Raw genomic sequence first — 15,981 nt, 5'->3', positions numbered from 1 at the left:
CCCGGCTGTTACCCGCCCGGGGTCGCGCCTTTCCACAATGAAGCAGGTGCCGCGGCCGCGAGCGCCACACCCACTCGAGGAGACAAACATGAGCAATGCCAAGAAGCTGCTGCTGCTGGCCGGTGACTATGTGGAAGACTACGAAATCATGGTGCCCTTCCAGGCCCTGCAGGCCGTGGGCCACCGGGTGGACGCGGTCTGCCCCGGCAAGAAGGCCGGCGATTTCGTGCTGACCGCCATCCACGATTTCGAGGGCGCACAGACCTATTCCGAGAAGCCCGGCCACCGCTTCACGCTCAATGCCAGCTTTGCCGAGGCGCGGGCCGAGGACTACGACGGCCTGGTCATCCCCGGCGGCCGTGCGCCCGAGTACCTGCGCACCGTGGCCGGCGTGGTGCCCTTGGTGCAGGCCTTCGCCCGCGCCGACAAGCCGATCGCCGCCATCTGCCACGGCGCCCAGCTGCTGGCCGCGGCCGGTGTGATTCGGGGCAAGCAGGTGTCGGCCTACCCGGCCTGCGCGGCCGAGGTCGAATTGGCCGGCGCCAGCTATGCCAACATCCCCGTGGATCAGGCGGTCACCGACGGCAAGCTGGTCACCGCTCCGGCCTGGCCGGCACATCCGGCCTGGATTGCGCAGTTCCTGGTGGTGCTGGGCACACGCATTACCCTGTGAGCCCCTCGTCCAAGGTCAACCTTGGACGGCCCCCCGAGGGGGCGGCGATGCTCGCGGGGCGGTCCCCGCGAGCACATCGCCACGGCGGGCCGGCTTGGGGCGGCCCGGCGCTCGGCCCGAGATAGAGTCATGGCTCAAAAAGGAGACGCCACCATGTGCCAGGTCTTCATCAGCGCCGATCCGCAGTCGTATGAGTCACGCACCCGCTCGGTCCGCCTGCATGGCGTGGTCACCAGCATCCGGCTGGAAAACCTGCATTGGGAGGTGCTGGAGGAAATCGGTGCGCGTGACGGCATGAACGTCACCCAGCTGATCGAAAAACTCTACGACGAGCTGGTCCAGGCCCGCGGCGCGGTGGGCAATTTCGCGTCCTTCTTGCGGGTCAGCGCCCTGCGCTATCTGGCCCTGCAGGCGCGCCAGCGCATCCCGGCGGATCTGAACGTGCCCATCCGCTCGTTGGATGCCAGCGCCGTGCTGCGCGACCTGCCGGCCAGCTGGGCGCGGCCGACGCAGCGCGTGAGCCTGGATCCACCACGGTCATGAAAAAAGGGCTCGTGAGAGCCCTTGGTTTTGCCTGTGGCCAGCGCTTCCCATGAGTGCCGGGAGGGCGGTAGAGGCCCTCCCTCGCCCGACTTTACGGATACAGGCCGCGCTCTTCGCGAGCTTCCAGAACTCGCGTGCAGGCCACCACGAAGGCGGCGGTGCGCAGCGAGACGCGGTGCTGCTCGGAGACATCCCAGATGTGCTTGAAGGCGCCGGTGATGATCTTGTCCAGGCGGACATTGATCTCATCCTCGGTCCAGAAGAAGCTGGAGAAGTCCTGCACCCATTCGAAGTAGGACACGGTCACGCCGCCCGAGTTGGCGATCACGTCCGGCACCACGACGATGCCGCGGTCGGCCAGCACGGCATCGCCGTCCGGAGTGGTCGGGCCGTTGGCGCCTTCCAGCACCAAGCGGGTCTGCAGGCCTTCCGCGCGCTCCTTGTTGATCTGGCCTTCCAGCGCGGCCGGGATCAGCACATCGCTCTTGACCTTCCAGAAGTCTTCATTCGCGATGCGGTCGCCGCCCGAGAAGCCGGCCACGCCGCCGGTTTGGGCGACGTGGTCGAGCAGGTTCTGCATGTCGAAGCCACGCTCGTTCAGGATGGTGCCGGTGTGGTCTTGCACGGCGACGATGCGCGCGCCGCTGGCGGCGAACAGCTTGGCGGCGATGGAGCCGACATTGCCGAAGCCTTGCACGGCAACGCGGGCGCCTTCCATATCGATATTGAGGCGGCGCATGGCTTCACGGCCGATCACGAAGACACCGCGGCCGGTGGCCTGCACGCGGCCCAGCGAACCGCCCAGGGCGATGGGCTTGCCGGTGACCACGCCGGTGGCGGTGGCGCCGACATTCATCGAGTAGGTGTCCATCATCCAGGCCATGATCTGGCCGTTGGTGTTCACGTCCGGGGCTGGAATGTCCTGCTGCGGGCCGATGATGATGCCGATTTCGCTGGTGTAACGGCGCGTAACTCGCTCCAGCTCTTTCTTGGACAAAACCTTGGGGTCGAGGCGGATGCCGCCCTTGGCGCCGCCGTAGGGCAGGTTGACGGCCGCGTTCTTGATCGTCATCCAGGCCGACAGGGCCATCACTTCTTCCAGCGTCACATCGGGGTGGTAGCGCACGCCGCCCTTGCCCGGGCCGCGGGTCAAGCTGTGCTGGACGCGGTAGCCCTCGTAGTGGGCGATGGTGCCGTTGTCGAGCTCGATCGGCACGTCCACGATCAAGGCGCGCTTGGGCCGGCGCAGGGTCTCCACCCAGCGGGCCAGATGACCCAGATAGGGCTCCACGGCGTCGATCTGCGAGAGGTAGGTGCCCCAGGGGCTGTTGCGCGTCGGCGCCACGAAAGACAGGTTGGACATTCGGTAATGCTCCGTAACTTTTTGGACGGGGCGAACGGTAACGCGAAGTCGGTACGGCGCCGGCCTGGTCTCAAAGCCGAGTGCACATGCAACTATGCGGCTTGTGCATAAGCAGGGTGGTGCGCATGTTTTCGCCAAAATTAATGTGATTTGCGCGATAAATCGGCGAGGCGCCGTGACCCCGCCCCGCGCCGCGACCGACCTTTAAGCTTCACAAGGAGCCGTTACAGTGCGGAGCGATGCTGCGCGTCCGGGCTGGCCCCAATGGAGCATGGGCGGTCAAGTCCCAATGGCTGGGTCGGGCCGCGGCTGTCACAGTTCAGGTCTCAGCGCAGCGGTGCGCTGAGTGAGCGGGTAGCAACCGGTCCGCCGGACGGGGCCGCTGGGTCGAAGTTTTTGAGGGTTTTTGACAAGATGTTGTGCATCCAATCCAAGCGCCAAGCCCGCCGTTCCGGACGTGGCTTCACTTTGCTGGAGCTGCTGGTGGTGATGGTCATCATCGGTTTGCTGGCCGGCTATGTGGGGCCGAAGTTCTTCGGCCAGATCGGCAAATCCGAGGTCAAGGCGGCGCGTGCCCAGATTGACGGTCTGCAAAAAGCCCTGGATCAATACCGGCTCGATGTCGGCCGTTACCCGAGTACCGAGCAAGGCCTGGCCGTGCTGGTGACCAAGCCTGCCGATGAGCCGCGCTGGGCCGGCCCTTATCTGAGCAAGGCCCTGCCCCAGGACCCCTGGCGCAGCGATTACCAGTACCGCTCGCCCGGTGAGCATGGCGAGTACGACCTGTTTTCCTTCGGTCGCGACGGCCGCCCCGGCGGCGAAGGCGAAGACGCCGACCTCACCAGCTGGTGAATCCCAGCGGCGCCGTGGCCTGTGCCCGTCGCCCTTGGACTGCCAGCCTCTGATTCCTCCTCCCCATGCCCAGCTACCAGGTCCGCGTCTTTCACCCCGAGGGGGTGAGGACGGTGCGTGTCGATGCGCTGGACGCCCATGCGGTGGCCGGCGCCTTGGGCGTGGCGCCGCAGCATGTGCTGGATGTACAGGAGTTGGGCGAAACCGGCACCGGCATCCGTGCCGGGCGGCGCTCGACGCGCGCCTTTCCGCTGCAGTTGTTCAGCCAGGAGCTGGCCGTGCTGCTCGATGCCGGCATCGCCCTGCTGGAAGCGCTGAACACCTTGCGCGAGAAAGAAGCCCAGGCCTCGGTGCGCCAGGCACTCGATGCCGTGGTCAGCCAGGTCGAGCAGGGGCAGCCGCTGTCGGTGGCCTTGCGCCAGCAGCCTCAGGCATTTGATGAATTGATCTGCGCCATCGTCGCCGCCAACGAGCGCACCGGTCAGCTCAGCACCGCCTTGGCCCAGCATGCCAAATACCTGGCCTGGGTCGACAACCTGCGCTCGCGCCTGATCGCCGCCTGCGTCTACCCGGTCATGCTGCTGGCCGTCGGCAGCGCGGTGATCTTGTTCCTGCTGCTCTTCGTGCTGCCGCGCTTTGCCGGCATCCTCGACGGCCTGGGCAATGACCTGCCTTGGGCCTCCATGGTGCTGATGCGTTTCGGCCAGACCGCCGGTGCGCATCCGATGTGGGTGCTCGGGGGTCTCGGCGCGCTGGCTTTGGGCGCGGTGAGCCTGTGGCGCCACCCGGGCTTGCGCCAGCGGGTGCAGGCCTCGCTCTGGACCCTGCCGGGCCTGGGCCCACGCCTGCGCGTGCTGGCCCTGGCGCGGCTGTACCGCAGCCTGTCTATGCTGCTGGCCTCAGGCGTGCCGGTGTTGGCCAGCTTGCGCATCGTCGAGGATGTGGTGGCCTTGCCCTGGCGGCCCGCCGTGGCCGCTGCCGCCGAGCAGATTGAGCGCGGCGAGCGCCTGTCGGAAGCGCTGGAATCCCAGGACCTGGCCACGCCCGTGGCGCGCCGCATGGTGCGCGTGGGCGAGCGCAGCGGCGAAGTCGCCGCCATGCTGGAGCGTGCCGCTGCCTTTCATGACGAGGAAGCCGTGCGCCTGACCGAGCTGCTGACCCGGGCCATCAACCCGGCCCTGATGCTGGTGATGGGTGTGCTCATCGGCGGCATCATCGTGCTGATGTACATGCCCATCTTCCAACTGGTGGAACAAGTTCAATGACCGTTGAGGCCTCTTCTTTCTCCCTGGCCGCGGTATTGCCTGCCGAGCACGGCCCCTGGGCGCTCGATTTCGAGCATTGGCCGCAAGCCCAGGCGCAGCGCTGGCGTGCCGTGCTGGCCGTGGGCGCCGGTGGCCGCAAGATGTTGCTGGGCGAGCGCGCGCCTGATGAGTTGCTGCTGCAAAGCGTCGAGGCGCGTTTGCAAGCGCCGGTGCGCTGGTTGCAATGCGAGCCCGCCGCCATCAGCCATTGGCTGGGTGCCGGCGAGGCCGATTTCCGGGCTCTCAGCGATGTCGAGGAGTCGGTCATCGACGGCGAGGCCGGCGGTGGCACCGAGGAGCTCAGCGCTCTGCTGATGTCCGAACAGGCCAGCCCCGTGGTGCGCCTGCTCAACGCCACGCTGTATGACGCGCTGCAGGACGGTGCCAGCGATGTGCACATCGAATGCACGGCGCGCGGCGCGGCGATCCGCTTTCGTGTCGACGGCGTCATGTCCATGGTGCGCACGGTGGACGGCGCCGCCACGGCCGAACAGCTGGTTTCGCGTCTCAAGGTCATGTCCGAGCTGGACATCGGCGAGCGCCGCCTGCCGCAGGACGGCCGTTTCAAGCTCAAGGTGCAGGGCCGGGAGGTGGACTTCCGTCTGTCCATCATGCCCAGCGTGTTCGGCGAAGACGCCGTGGTGCGCGTGCTGGACCGCGCCCGAATCGAGCAGACCGGCGGCAACCTGACGCTCAATTCGCTCGGCTTCGATGCCGAGGAGCGCGCCGCCATCCGCCACCAGGCACGCCAGCCGCACGGCATGCTGCTGGTCACCGGCCCGACCGGCAGCGGCAAGACCACCACGCTTTACGCCACCCTGGCCGAAATCCACACCGGCGACGACAAGATCATCACCATCGAAGACCCGGTCGAGTACCAGCTGCCCGGCGTGGTGCAGATCCCGGTCAACGAGAAAAAAGGCTTGACCTTCTCGCGCGGCCTGCGCTCCATCCTGCGCCACGACCCGGATCGGGTCATGGTCGGCGAGATCCGTGACGCCGAAACCGCGCAGATCGCGGTCCAGGCGGCGCTGACCGGCCACCTGGTGTTTTCGACCGTGCATGCCAACAACGCTTTTGACGTGATCGGCCGCTTCATGCACATGGGCCTGGACCTTTACAACGTGGTCTCGGCCCTGAACGCCGTGCTGGCCCAGCGCCTGGTGCGCCTGACCTGCAAGCATTGCGCGCGCCCCTTCGAGCCCGATGCCGCCACGCTGGCGCGTTATGGTCTGCAGGCGGGCGAGCACAGCTTCATGAAGGGCGAGGGCTGTGGCCATTGCCGCGGCACCGGCTACCGTGGCCGCCGTGCCGTGGCCGAGCTGCTCAAGCTCGACGACAGCCTGCGCGACCTGATCGCTGCGCGCGCGCCCATGTCGCAGATCAAGGAAGCCGCGCGCGCCCGCGGCATGAAGCCGCTTCGGGCCGTCGCCCTGCAGGCGGTCTGCCGCGGCGAGACCACCTTTGACGAGCTGGAACGAGTGACCCTGGATGAATAGCGCGCCGCCCCCCTTTCTGAGCCGCATGCGGCGGCGTTTGCGCGCCCGCCTGGCGCGACCCCAGACCCTGTTCCTGGCCCCCGAAGGCTTGCTCGCACGCCCCGGCGGCAAGCCCGAAGCCTGGGCTGACTGGTGTCGCAAGCAGAACGGCAGCGCCGCGCGCTTGCTGCTGTCCAGCCGCTTGTTGCACGAGCTGGTCTGCCAGCCGGGCTTGCCTCTGGCCGACGAGGCCCAGCTCTTGGCCTACGCGCGCCAGCAGTTCGGTCAGTACTTCGGGGCCGCGGCCAAAACCTGGTCGCTGGCCGGCTGGCGCCTTGCGGCTGAACCCGGTCGGGTCGAGCAATGTGGCGCCCTGGCCTTGCATGGCCCGGCCGCCCAAGGCTGGCGCGAAGTGGCCGCTGAGCATGAGGTGCGCCTGCTGCAGGTGCAGCCGGCCTGGGCCGCCGCCCTGCAGCGCCTGGCTGGCGAGGAGCCCGAGTGGGCGGCTGCCGAGCAGGCCGCCCTGGTCTGGCTGGAGGGCGCGGTCGTGACCTGGCTCAGCCTCACGGCCGGGCGCCTCAGCGGCTTGCGTCAGCTGCGCCTGCAGGAGGCCAGTGTGGAAACCCTGGCCGAGCTGCTGCAGGAACAGCTGGCGCTGCAGCCGGGTCTGGCCGCGGCACGGTTGCGCGTGGCCGGCTATGGTTTGCTGGCGGCGCCTGCGCCCGTGAAGCTGGGCCCTGCCATCCATGTGCACGGCCGCCTCGATGCGCCCGAGCCCGATCTCGCAGCGCTGGAGCCCGTATCGGCCAAGCCCATGTCTGGTCTACCTCGGCCCGACTTCTTGGGCGCGCCTCGCTTGCGTTCGCCCTTGGCCTGGCCTCTGGCGGCCACCAGCCTGCTGGTGCTGGCCACGGCCGGCTGGACCGCCTGGGAAGCCCAGCAGGAGCGCGCGCAGGGCCAGCAGCAGCTGGCGGACTTGCAGGCGCGCTTGCGCGCCAAGCCGGCGCCCGCGCGTGCACCGGCCGCCTTGCCCGCGCTGGCCGCTCAGGCCGGCGGAAAGGACAGCGCCCGCAAGCTCGAGGCCGAGCGATTGCGGGCAGCCGCCGAAGTGCAGGCCTTGCTGCGCCAGCCCTGGGAGTCGCTGCTGGTGCAGGTCGAGCAGGCCGGTGCGGCCAAGCAGCCGGCGCCGCTGGCCTGGTTGGCCTTGGACTTGAACAGCGCCAGGCAGGAACTGCGCCTGGAGGGCCTGGCCGCCGACAAGCTGGCGCCCTTGCAGCTGGTCGACCGGCTGGCCGCACAAGGCGGCTTCCGAAGCGTCCTCTTGAGCCGGCTGCAGAACGCCGAGCAGGGCTTGAGTGGCCAGCGCTTCGAGCTGAACGCCAAGCTTCAGCCCGAGCTGTTGCGCCCGACGGGCGGAACGATGGCGGAGGCCCGGCCATGAAGGCGCTTGCTGTTCAACGATTCCTGCGCAGCCTGGGCCTGCCCGGCGTGCTCGCCTTGCTGGGCCTGCTGCTGGCCGCCGCATTGGCCTGGCTGGGGCAGGGCTGGGAGCGCGAAGCTGCGGCGAACGCCGCCCAGGCGGACCGCCTGCGGGCCCAGCTGCGATTGCAGCGCGCCGTCGGACCCGCCAGCAGCGAGACCGCGCCCGCCACGGCGGCCCAGTGGTGGCAGGCCCTGCCGCCCGCCAGCGCCCGCCAGCAGCGCTTGGCCGACCTGCTGGAAATGGGTTTGCGCCTGGGCCTGCAGAGCAGCCGCAGCGAGCACCGCTTGAGCGTCGACGCTGCCACCGGCCTGGAGCGTTTGCGCGTGACCATGCCGCTGAGTGGCGGCTATGAGCAGTTGCGCCAGTACATCGAGGCCGCCCTGCGCCACGACCCCGGCTTGAGCCTCGATGGCCTCAAGCTGCGTCGCGCTTCGCCGCAGACCGCCGAGCTGGAGGCGGAGCTGCAATGGTCCTTGCATGGTCGTGCCGAGCCGGCCGGCGGGAGCGAAATGCGATGAGCGAGCCCAAAGCAAACACCGTGGGTCCGCGTCAGATCGTTTTGGCCGCGGGCCTGGCCGTGAGCGTGGCCGCGAGCCTGTGGGTGGCCCGGAGCGAGGGCGAGGATGCCGATCTGGCCCAGCCGGTGGCCGCCACACGGCGCAGCCCGGCGCCAGGCGTGCCGACCGGCAGTGCCGCTCGCCTTGCACCTATTGCCGCCGCCGCTAGCGCCGCGCCGACCGACTGGGCACCCGCGGAACGTGGCGCTTGGGCGCCGGCCAGCGCGGGGCAGTTCGCCGCCTGGGCGCCGCCCGCGCCACCGCCACCGCCGCCCGCACCGCCACCGTCTCCACCGGCGCCACCCGCAGCGCCGGTGGCGCCGCCATTTCCCTACCAACTGATCGGCCGTTTGGTCGAGGGCAGCGGCAGCGTCGCGCTCTTGTCCAGTGCCAGCAAGACCTTGGCCGTCAAGCCCGGCGAGGTGATCGACGGCCAGTGGCGAGTCGACCAGATCCATGAACGCGGGCTCGACCTGACCTGGTTGCCCGCCAAGCTCACCCAGAGCGTCAACTTCCGAGCCGCAACCCCATGAAGCTGCAAGCCCCCTCCCTGTTCATGCGCTGCGCCGCGCCCCAGCCCGCGGTCATGACCCTGGCCGTGCTGCTCTTGCTGGCGGGCTGCTCCCATCCGGCGCTGCGCCAGGCCGATGACTTGAGCCGTGCCAATCAGCTGACGCAGGCCTATGCCGTGCTGGACGCCGCGGCGCAGAAGGAGCCGCAGGACCATGCCTTGCGTGCCGCCCAGATCCGTCTTCGTACCCAACTCAGCAACCGCCTGCTGATGCAGATCGAAGGCGCGCGTGCCAGCAGCCGCTGGGCCGAGGCCCAGGCCGCCATGCAAAGCCTGCGCGAGGTCGACCCCAAGCATCCGCGTCTGGCCTATTTCGAGACCGAGCTGCAGCGCGGCCAGAAGCAGGAAGCCACGCTGCTGACGGCACGCAGCCTGCTGCGCGAAGGCCGCCTGGAACGGGTGGAGGCTTTGGCGCGCGAGATCCTGGCCGAGTCGCCCCAGCATCCGGGTGCTCGCCAGCTGCTGAGTCAGGTGGCGCAGGCGCGGCCGCTGGAACAGCAGGGCAGCAATGAGTTGGGCCCTGCCTTCCAGAAGCCGGTGACGCTGGAGTTCCGTGACGCTCCGCTACGCCAGGTTTTCGAGGCCTTGGCGCGTAGCTCGAACATCAATTTCGTGTTCGACAAGGACGTGCGCTCCGATACCCGCATCACCATCTTCCTGCGCAATGTCACGCTGGATGAGGCCATGCGTGTGGTGCTGAGCACCCAGCAGCTGGACCGCAAGCTGCTCAATGACAGCTCGGTGCTGATCTTCCCCAACACCAGCGCCAAGCAGCGTGAGCATCAGGAGCTGATCACCCGCACGCTCTATCTGGCTAACGCCGACGTCAAGCAGGTGCAGGCCATGGTGCGCACCATTGCCAAGGTGCGGGATATCCATGTCGACGAGCGCCTGAACCTGATGGTGGTGCGCGACACCCCCGAGGTGCTGCGCCTGGTCGAACGCCTGATCGCTTCGGTCGACCTGCCCGAGCCCGAGGTCATGCTCGATGTCGAAGTGATGGAGCTGGCGACCGACCGGGTCGACGATCTGGGCCTCAAATGGCCAGACCAACTCAGTTTCGGTTTGCCCGGCGTCAACGGCGGCCTGGCCACCGGCCAGGTGCCCCTGGGTCAACGCGATGAGTTCCGCGGCTTTGTCGCCAACCCCGGCGTCGTCGCCACCCTGCGCGGCAGCAGCGGCAATGTCAATCTGTTGGCCAACCCCAAGATCCGCGTGCGCAACCGCGAGAAGGCCAAGGTCCACATCGGACAGAAGCTGCCGGTCTTCACCACCACCACCAACTTCTCCGGCCAGACCTCGGTGGCGGCTTCGGTCTCCTATCTGGACATTGGCCTCAAGCTTGATGTCGAACCGACCATTCAGTTGGACAACGACGTGGTGATCAAGGTCGGCCTGGAAGTCAGCAATCTGATCCGCCAAGTCACCGGCCCGGGTGGCACCACGGCCTACGAGATCGGCCAGCGCACCACCTCGACCACCCTGCGCCTGAACGATGGCGAGACCCAGGTGCTGGCCGGTCTGATCAATGACGAGGACCGGCGTACCGCCAGCGGCATTCCGGGCCTGTCCGGAATTCCGGTGCTGGGCAGCTTGTTCGGCGTGCGCAGCGACACCCGAGCCAAGACTGAGGTGGTCTTGCTGATCACGCCGCGCATCGTTCGCAACCTGGCCCTGCCCGAGGCCAGCCTGACGCGCACCGCCAGCGGCACCGATGCCTCGCCGGGCGCATTCAGCGGCCTGCTCAAGCCGAACGCCAAGGTCGGTGTCGGCCCCAGCAGCAGTGGTGCAGGTGGCAGCTTTGCCCAGCCCGCCCTGGCGGCGCCGCGAGATACCGCACCGGCAGCCCCGGCGGCCGCGCCTGCGCCCAGCGAAGCCACCGTGCGCCTGGAGGTGACGCCGCAGGTCACGCCGGGCGGCACGGTGTCGGTGACTCTGCGCAATGAATCGGGTTTCAATGTCCGCGGCGAAGTCGAGTTCGACGCCAGCCTCTTGCAGGCCCTGCAGGGCAGCACCGGCAATGGCCGCATCGCTGTGGACCTGCCGGCGCGCGGCGAGAAGGTGCTGGTGTTGCGGGCCTTGCCGGCCGCCATCGGCAAGTCCACCAGCATCGACCTGGGCAGCATCCAGGCCACCGGCCCCAATGGCGAGAGCGCCGGCGTACGCCTGGAGGGTTCGGGCCTGGTCAGCGTGGAGGCGGCGCGCTGAGCGCGCGGCAGCTGCAAGTTCGAGCGCATGGCGATGAAAAAGCGAGGCGGCTTCACGCTGATCGAGATGCTGGTAGTGCTGGCCATATTGGCCTTGCTGGCCACGTCGGCACGGCCGCTGCTCGAGATGTCGGTGCAGCGGGCCCGCGAGCATGAGTTGCGCAGCGGCCTGCGGCAGTTGCGCGGTGCGCTCGATGCCTACAAAAAGGCGGTCGAGGCCGGGCAGATCCAGACCAGCCCCGAGGACAGCGGCTACCCGCCCAATTTGCAGCTGCTGGCCGCGGGTGTGGTGGACATCAAAACGCCCGATGGCCGCAAGCTCTATTTCTTGCGCCGCCTGCCGCGCGACCCCTTTGCCGACCCGGCCCTGCCGGCCGCCGACACCTGGGGCTTGCGCGCGGCCGACAGCCCGCCCGACGAGCCGCGTTCGGGCAAGGATGTGTTCGATGTCTATTCCCGCTCCGAGCGCCGTGCGCTCGACGGCACGCGCTTGCGCGACTGGTGAGGCGCCGATATGAAAAACCCGTCTTCCTCACGCCAGCGCGCCCGCCGAGGCTTCACCTTGATCGAGCTGATCGTGGTCATGGCCATCGTCGCCCTGCTGGCCTCGATCGCGGCGCCGCGCTACTTCAACAGCTTGCAGAAGTCGCGCGAGACCGCGCTGCGCAGCTCGCTGAATGTCATGCGCGATGCCATCGACCAGTTCGCCGCTGACAAAGGTCGTTATCCCGATTCCCTGGAAGAGCTGGCCACGGCGCGCTACATCCGCGAGATCCCGGAAGACCCGCTCAATGGCAGCCGCGATGCCTGGGTCAGTTTGCCGCCGCCCGGCGATATGCAGGCCAATGGCCAGGTCTACGATGTCCGCAGCGGTGCCGCCGGCCGCGCCAGTGACGGGCGGCTGTTTGCGGATTGGTGAGGGCGGGGAGGTGAACAGGTGAATAAGTGAACGGGTGAATGTTTGCTTGTTTCCGTCCGCCGAAGCCTTCGCTGAACTCCTCACCTGTTCACTCGTTCACCTGTTCACCAAATCACTCACTCTCGCCCCCATGCCCCGCGCCCCATCTGCCGCCAGCGGCTTCACCTACCTCGGCCTGCTGTTCTTCGTCGCGCTGACGGCGGCGGCCTTGGCGGCGCTGGGGCAGAGCTGGAGCACGGCCGCGCAGCGCGAGCGGGAGCGCGAGCTGGAGTTTCGCGGCGAAGAGCTGGCCCGGGCCATCCAGAGCTATGCCAAGGCGGTGGGCGGTGCCCAGCCGCAGTACCCGCGCAGCCTGAAGGATCTGCTGGTCGATGAGCGTGCCGGCAAGGCCCGCCACCACCTGCGTCGCGCCTACGTCGACCCCTTCACCGGCCAGGCCGATTGGGTGCTGGTGCCCGAGCCCAGCCAGCCCAAGGCTTTCAGTGCGGTGCACAGCCGTTCCGAACGGCCTTTGCTGCGCCAAAGCCGGCCCGATGGTCAGCCCCTGGCCAAGGCCAGCGACTGGGTGTTCCAGGGACGACCGGAAGGTGCCACCGCATCCTCTCCCTCGGCCAGCGCCCCCATGTCTGACAGCCAAACGTCCGGCACGCCTTGATTGCGTGTGCCGGTGTCTCGCTCAGACCGCGGACTTGACTGGGCTGGACGTGCGCGGGCGCAGGCTGCAGCGCCCGGTCTGACAACTGGCACCGGGGTCGGGCTCGACGGCGCAGTTGGACATCAGGCCGCTGGCCTCGTTCTCGGCCCGGCGAGCGGCGGCCTGGCGCTCGGCGATCGCCTTGAGCTTGGCGCCATCACTGCCCTGGCTGGACCAGGCGCGGTAGCCCTCGGGGCCGCCACAGGGCTTGGCGCCGACCGCGAGGCTGTGGCACTGGGCATCGCTGTTGCAGCGCGCCTCACCGATCTCCACCTCCAGCTCCTGCAGCAAACGCTGGCTGAGCGGCGCCGCAGCGAGCCCTGGCGCCTTGGTTGGAGCGCTGCTGCAGGCCCCGGCCAGCAGAACCAGGGGCAGACCCAGGCCGAGCAGGGCGGCCCAGGTTGGGCAAGAAGCAGATGCGGGCATGGGCGCTCCAGTGGCTTTCGCGTAGCTTAGTCGCCCGGCGGCGGTCCGCCATTGGGTAGGATGCGTTCGCTCATGTATTCGACTTCGCTTTCAGATCGCCGACTGTCCCGTCAGCTCTGCCGTGCCGTCCTGCTGTTGCAGCTCGGTGGCCTCGGTGCGCTCGGGCTGGCCGGCGCCCAGGTGGCCGAGGCCGGCGCGGCCAAGTCCTGCCCCAGCCCGGCGGAGATCCATGCCGAACTGCTGCGCCTGAACGCCTTTCGGACCCAGGCACAGGCTTGCGGTCGCAAGCTCTTGCCCGCCGCACCGCCCTTGCGCTGGGAAGGCCGCCTGGAGGCCTCAGCCCAGGCTTTTGCTGCTGAATTGGCGCAAGGCGACCAGCTCAGCCATGTCGGCCTCAAGGGCAGCAGCTTGCGCGAGCGCTTTCGCCTGAGTGGCTACGTCATGAGGCGCGCCGGCGAGAACCTGGCAGCGGGTCAGGAAAGCCTGGACGAGGTGCTCGCCACCTGGACCCTGAGCGCCCAGCATTGCGAGAACCTGATGCAGGCTGAGTTTGTCGACGTGGGCCTGGCCTGTGTCGTCGGCCCGGGGCGTTATGACCGTTATTGGGTGCTGCACCTGGGCCGCCCGGTCGAGCCCTGAAGGCTTGAGCGTTTTCTACTGCGCGGCCGCCATGCGTCGTTGGTCCGGTGCTCGGAATCCTCACGTACAGGAAGTACGTTCCGGTTCCTGTGCTCCGTCCGCCTAGCCTGACAGCCGCTCGCGACGAAAACGCTCAAGCCAAAGCGGGGACTGGTCGGTGGTTCAGATCCAACCCAAGTCAATCGCGCGCAACACCGCCTGGGTGCGATCACGCACACCCATCTTGGAGAAGATGGCCGAGCAGTGGTTCTTGATCACGCCCTCGCTGTTACCCAACAGGGCGGCGATCTCGGTGTTGCTGCGGCCGCTGGCCACCAGGCGCAGCACCTGCAGCTCCTTGGGTGACAGTGGGTCGGGCTGTTCGGTGGCCAGGAAGGCGCGTTCGGCCGTGCTGGCCGGGCGCTCCATACGCGTGGTCAGCGAGGGGCGCAGGGCGGTGCCGCCCTCGGCTACATCGCGCAAGGCCTGCACCAGGGTGTCGGTGCTGATGGCCTTGAGCAGGAAGCCGCGGGCGCCGGCACGCACGGCCTCGTCGAACACGGCGGCATCGTCAAATGTGGTCAGCAGCACCACCGGGATGCTCAGCGCGCGGGCTGCCAGGGCGCGGATCAGGCCCAGGCCGTCCAGGCGAGGCATGCGCATGTCGGAGAGGATCAGGTCCGGCGGCTCGCCGCCCAGGCGGGTGATCTGCTCCAGCGCGTCGGCGCCGTCGCTGGCCTCGCCGACGATCTGGATGTCCTCGTGCAGGGCCAGCAGGCCCTTGAGGCCATCGCGCACCAGCTGCTGGTCTTCCACCAGCAGCAGGCGGATGCTGCCTTTGGCCGAGGCGTCTGCGGCGCCGGCGGGCTTGAGGTGGGGGAGGTTGTTGCTGTTGGTGTTCATGCTGTCCTTGGGCACCGCAGTTCAATTCGGAATCCGGGCTGGCTGCGCCGCACATCCATGCGTCCGCCCAGCTCGCTCATGCGTTCGGCCATGCCTTGCAGGCCATTGCCTGGTTTCAGGTGGCTGGCACCCAGGCCGTTGTCGTCAATGCTGACGCGGACTTCGCCTTGTGGCAAGCAGTCCATGCCCAGGCTCATATCGTGATCCTCGATGGCCACTTCGATGCTCACCCGCGAGGCGCGGGCATGGCGAACGCTGTTGGTCACCGCCTCCTGCACACAGCGCAGCAGGGCATGGGCCACCCGCGGGCTGAGGTCGCGGGCGCTGGGGGCGATGCTCAGCTCGATCTGGGTGCTGGCAATGCCGTCGACCAGGGCTTGCAAGGCGGTGCTGAGGTCGATGCGCTGCGAGCTGCGCTGCTGGCTGACGGCCTGGCGCACATCGGCCAGCAAGTTGGCCGCGCTCTGCCGCGCCTTGTCGACGGCCAAGGCGGCGCCTTCGCCATCGGCGCGCTGCAGCAGGGCACTGCTCAGCTGCAGCTGCAGGTTCAAGGCAGTCAAATGGTGGCCGACCACATCGTGCAGTTCGCGCGCCATCAGGGTGCGCTCGTTGTAGCGCAGTTGCTCGGCTTGCAGCTGCTCGGCGCTCAGGCGTTCGGCCAGCATGGCTTGCAACCAGCGGCGCTTCTCGGATTCGGCGGCGGCCATGCGGCCCAGGCCGAAGGCCATGCCATGCAAGGCCACCATGGCCATCAGCAGGCCCATATTGTCCAGCCAGTTGGGCACGCCGCTGCTGCCCGGTGTCACCACCTCGGCCAGGGGCAGCAGCCAGTTCATGGCCAGGTTGATGGCGATTTGGGTCAGGGCGAAAAGAAAAGCCGTGCGCGCGCGCAGCAGCACGGCAGCCAGGGCCGTGACAAGAAAAGGCAGGCCCGGCGTGACGGCGATGGCCAGCAGGTCGATCATCACCAGGCGCAGCAGGGCGCGCGGCGGCGGCTGGTCGGCGCGGCCCTCGCGGGCGAGACGCCAATAGCCCCAGGCGAACAGCAGCACCAGGCTGAAACAGGTGATCAGCAGGATGGGGTCGTTGCTGTTGCCGCCCCAGCGCAGGTAGAGGGCGGGCACCGCGCCGTCATACGCGTCGGTGCGGTAGCCCAGCAGGCCGGCGATGGCGGCCGCCAGCTCCAGCAGGCAGATCGACAGGGCGGCCACGCGCAACACCACATTGGGCTGCGCCACACGGGCCAGCACGCGGTCCAGCTGTCGGTCGAGCAGGCGCAGCGGTGGGGAATTCAGCAGATTCAGCAAGGGAGACTTTGTTCAGCGAGGCGCCTGTGCGGCAGGGTGCCACAGCGGGGTCGCTTCTGGCATGTGTGTTTGGTCATGCAGAC

At 68.3% G+C, this 15,981-nt stretch carries 17 protein-coding genes; 13 read left to right on the top strand and 4 right to left on the bottom strand.

The genetic code is table 11. The annotated features are described in order from the left end of the window. The first annotated feature begins 88 nt into the window (after positions 1–88). Both LNV28_RS04725 and LNV28_RS04720 read left to right on the top strand, forming a co-directional pair. The gene (locus tag LNV28_RS04725) at positions 89–673 is read left to right on the top strand and encodes a DJ-1/PfpI family protein (protein WP_263516249.1); all 585 of its coding nucleotides are present in this window, start codon (positions 89–91) and stop codon (positions 671–673) included. 153 nt (positions 674–826) lie between these two features. Next, positions 827–1,216 (top strand): ribbon-helix-helix domain-containing protein, encoded by a 390-nt coding sequence (locus LNV28_RS04720; protein ID WP_263517133.1) that lies wholly within the window; start codon positions 827–829, stop codon positions 1,214–1,216. Between the two features lie 91 nt (positions 1,217–1,307). Here the strand turns inward: LNV28_RS04720 and LNV28_RS04715 are convergent, their stop codons facing one another. Then, positions 1,308–2,579 carry a Glu/Leu/Phe/Val family dehydrogenase gene (locus LNV28_RS04715; protein ID WP_263516250.1) on the bottom strand — a complete coding sequence of 424 codons (1,272 nt, stop codon included), beginning with the start codon at positions 2,577–2,579 and terminating at the stop codon, positions 1,308–1,310. Between the two features lie 414 nt (positions 2,580–2,993). Between LNV28_RS04715 and gspG the strand changes: the two genes are divergently transcribed. The 10 genes from gspG to LNV28_RS04665 all read left to right on the top strand — a co-directional run bounded on the left by gspG (position 2,994) and on the right by LNV28_RS04665 (position 12,605). After that, positions 2,994–3,431 carry a type II secretion system major pseudopilin GspG gene (gspG, locus tag LNV28_RS04710; protein WP_318013825.1) on the top strand — a complete coding sequence of 146 codons (438 nt, stop codon included), beginning with the start codon at positions 2,994–2,996 and terminating at the stop codon, positions 3,429–3,431. 65 nt (positions 3,432–3,496) lie between these two features. Beyond that, positions 3,497–4,696, top strand: a complete 1,200-nt coding sequence (locus LNV28_RS04705; RefSeq protein WP_263516251.1) for a type II secretion system F family protein — start codon at positions 3,497–3,499, stop codon at positions 4,694–4,696. Then, on the top strand, positions 4,693–6,234 hold the full coding sequence (locus LNV28_RS04700; RefSeq protein ID WP_263516252.1) for a GspE/PulE family protein: 1,542 nt from the start codon (positions 4,693–4,695) through the stop codon (positions 6,232–6,234). The genes LNV28_RS04705 and LNV28_RS04700 overlap by 4 nt, the downstream gene beginning before the upstream one ends. Next, the gene (locus LNV28_RS04695; protein WP_263516253.1) at positions 6,227–7,654 is read left to right on the top strand and encodes an ATP-binding protein; all 1,428 of its coding nucleotides are present in this window, start codon (positions 6,227–6,229) and stop codon (positions 7,652–7,654) included. The genes LNV28_RS04700 and LNV28_RS04695 overlap by 8 nt, the downstream gene beginning before the upstream one ends. Next, positions 7,651–8,214, top strand: a complete 564-nt coding sequence (locus LNV28_RS04690) for a GspMb/PilO family protein (RefSeq protein ID WP_263516254.1) — start codon at positions 7,651–7,653, stop codon at positions 8,212–8,214. Before LNV28_RS04695 ends, LNV28_RS04690 begins: the two co-directional genes overlap by 4 nt. After that, entirely contained in the window at positions 8,211–8,786 is a 576-nt protein-coding gene (locus LNV28_RS04685; protein ID WP_263516255.1) for a hypothetical protein, read from the top strand. Before LNV28_RS04690 ends, LNV28_RS04685 begins: the two co-directional genes overlap by 4 nt. Further along, entirely contained in the window at positions 8,783–11,032 is a 2,250-nt protein-coding gene (locus tag LNV28_RS04680; RefSeq protein ID WP_263516256.1) for a secretin GspD/PilQ domain-containing protein, read from the top strand. The genes LNV28_RS04685 and LNV28_RS04680 overlap by 4 nt, the downstream gene beginning before the upstream one ends. A gap of 33 nt (positions 11,033–11,065) precedes the next feature. Beyond that, positions 11,066–11,536 (top strand): type II secretion system protein, encoded by a 471-nt coding sequence (locus tag LNV28_RS04675; RefSeq protein WP_263517135.1) that lies wholly within the window; start codon positions 11,066–11,068, stop codon positions 11,534–11,536. 9 nt (positions 11,537–11,545) lie between these two features. Further along, positions 11,546–11,950, top strand: coding sequence for a type II secretion system protein (locus LNV28_RS04670; protein ID WP_263516257.1), 405 nt, complete (start codon positions 11,546–11,548; stop codon positions 11,948–11,950). 130 nt (positions 11,951–12,080) lie between these two features. Next, positions 12,081–12,605 (top strand): type II secretion system protein, encoded by a 525-nt coding sequence (locus LNV28_RS04665; protein WP_263516258.1) that lies wholly within the window; start codon positions 12,081–12,083, stop codon positions 12,603–12,605. A 21-nt stretch (positions 12,606–12,626) separates the two neighbouring features. Here LNV28_RS04665 and LNV28_RS04660 read toward each other — a convergent pair whose 3' ends face one another. After that, the gene (locus LNV28_RS04660) at positions 12,627–13,070 is read right to left on the bottom strand and encodes a hypothetical protein (protein WP_263516259.1); all 444 of its coding nucleotides are present in this window, start codon (positions 13,068–13,070) and stop codon (positions 12,627–12,629) included. A 72-nt stretch (positions 13,071–13,142) separates the two neighbouring features. On the opposite strand from LNV28_RS04660, the gene LNV28_RS04655 reads away from it, so the two are divergent. After that, positions 13,143–13,709, top strand: coding sequence for a CAP domain-containing protein (locus LNV28_RS04655; RefSeq protein ID WP_263516260.1), 567 nt, complete (start codon positions 13,143–13,145; stop codon positions 13,707–13,709). A 162-nt stretch (positions 13,710–13,871) separates the two neighbouring features. Here LNV28_RS04655 and LNV28_RS04650 read toward each other — a convergent pair whose 3' ends face one another. Then, on the bottom strand, positions 13,872–14,591 hold the full coding sequence (locus tag LNV28_RS04650; RefSeq protein WP_263516261.1) for a response regulator: 720 nt from the start codon (positions 14,589–14,591) through the stop codon (positions 13,872–13,874). Then, complete coding sequence (locus LNV28_RS04645; RefSeq protein WP_263516262.1) at positions 14,588–15,898, bottom strand: sensor histidine kinase; 1,311 nt, start codon at positions 15,896–15,898, stop codon at positions 14,588–14,590. The genes LNV28_RS04650 and LNV28_RS04645 overlap by 4 nt, the downstream gene beginning before the upstream one ends. Positions 15,899–15,981 lie beyond the last annotated feature (83 nt).

The sequence above is a fragment of the Paucibacter sp. DJ2R-2 genome, assembly GCF_025717675.1.
Taxonomy (GTDB): Bacteria; Pseudomonadota; Gammaproteobacteria; order Burkholderiales; family Burkholderiaceae_C; genus Paucibacter_A.
The sequence above is the reverse complement of the archived record's forward strand: the minus strand, read 5'-3'. Positions and strand labels throughout refer to the sequence as shown.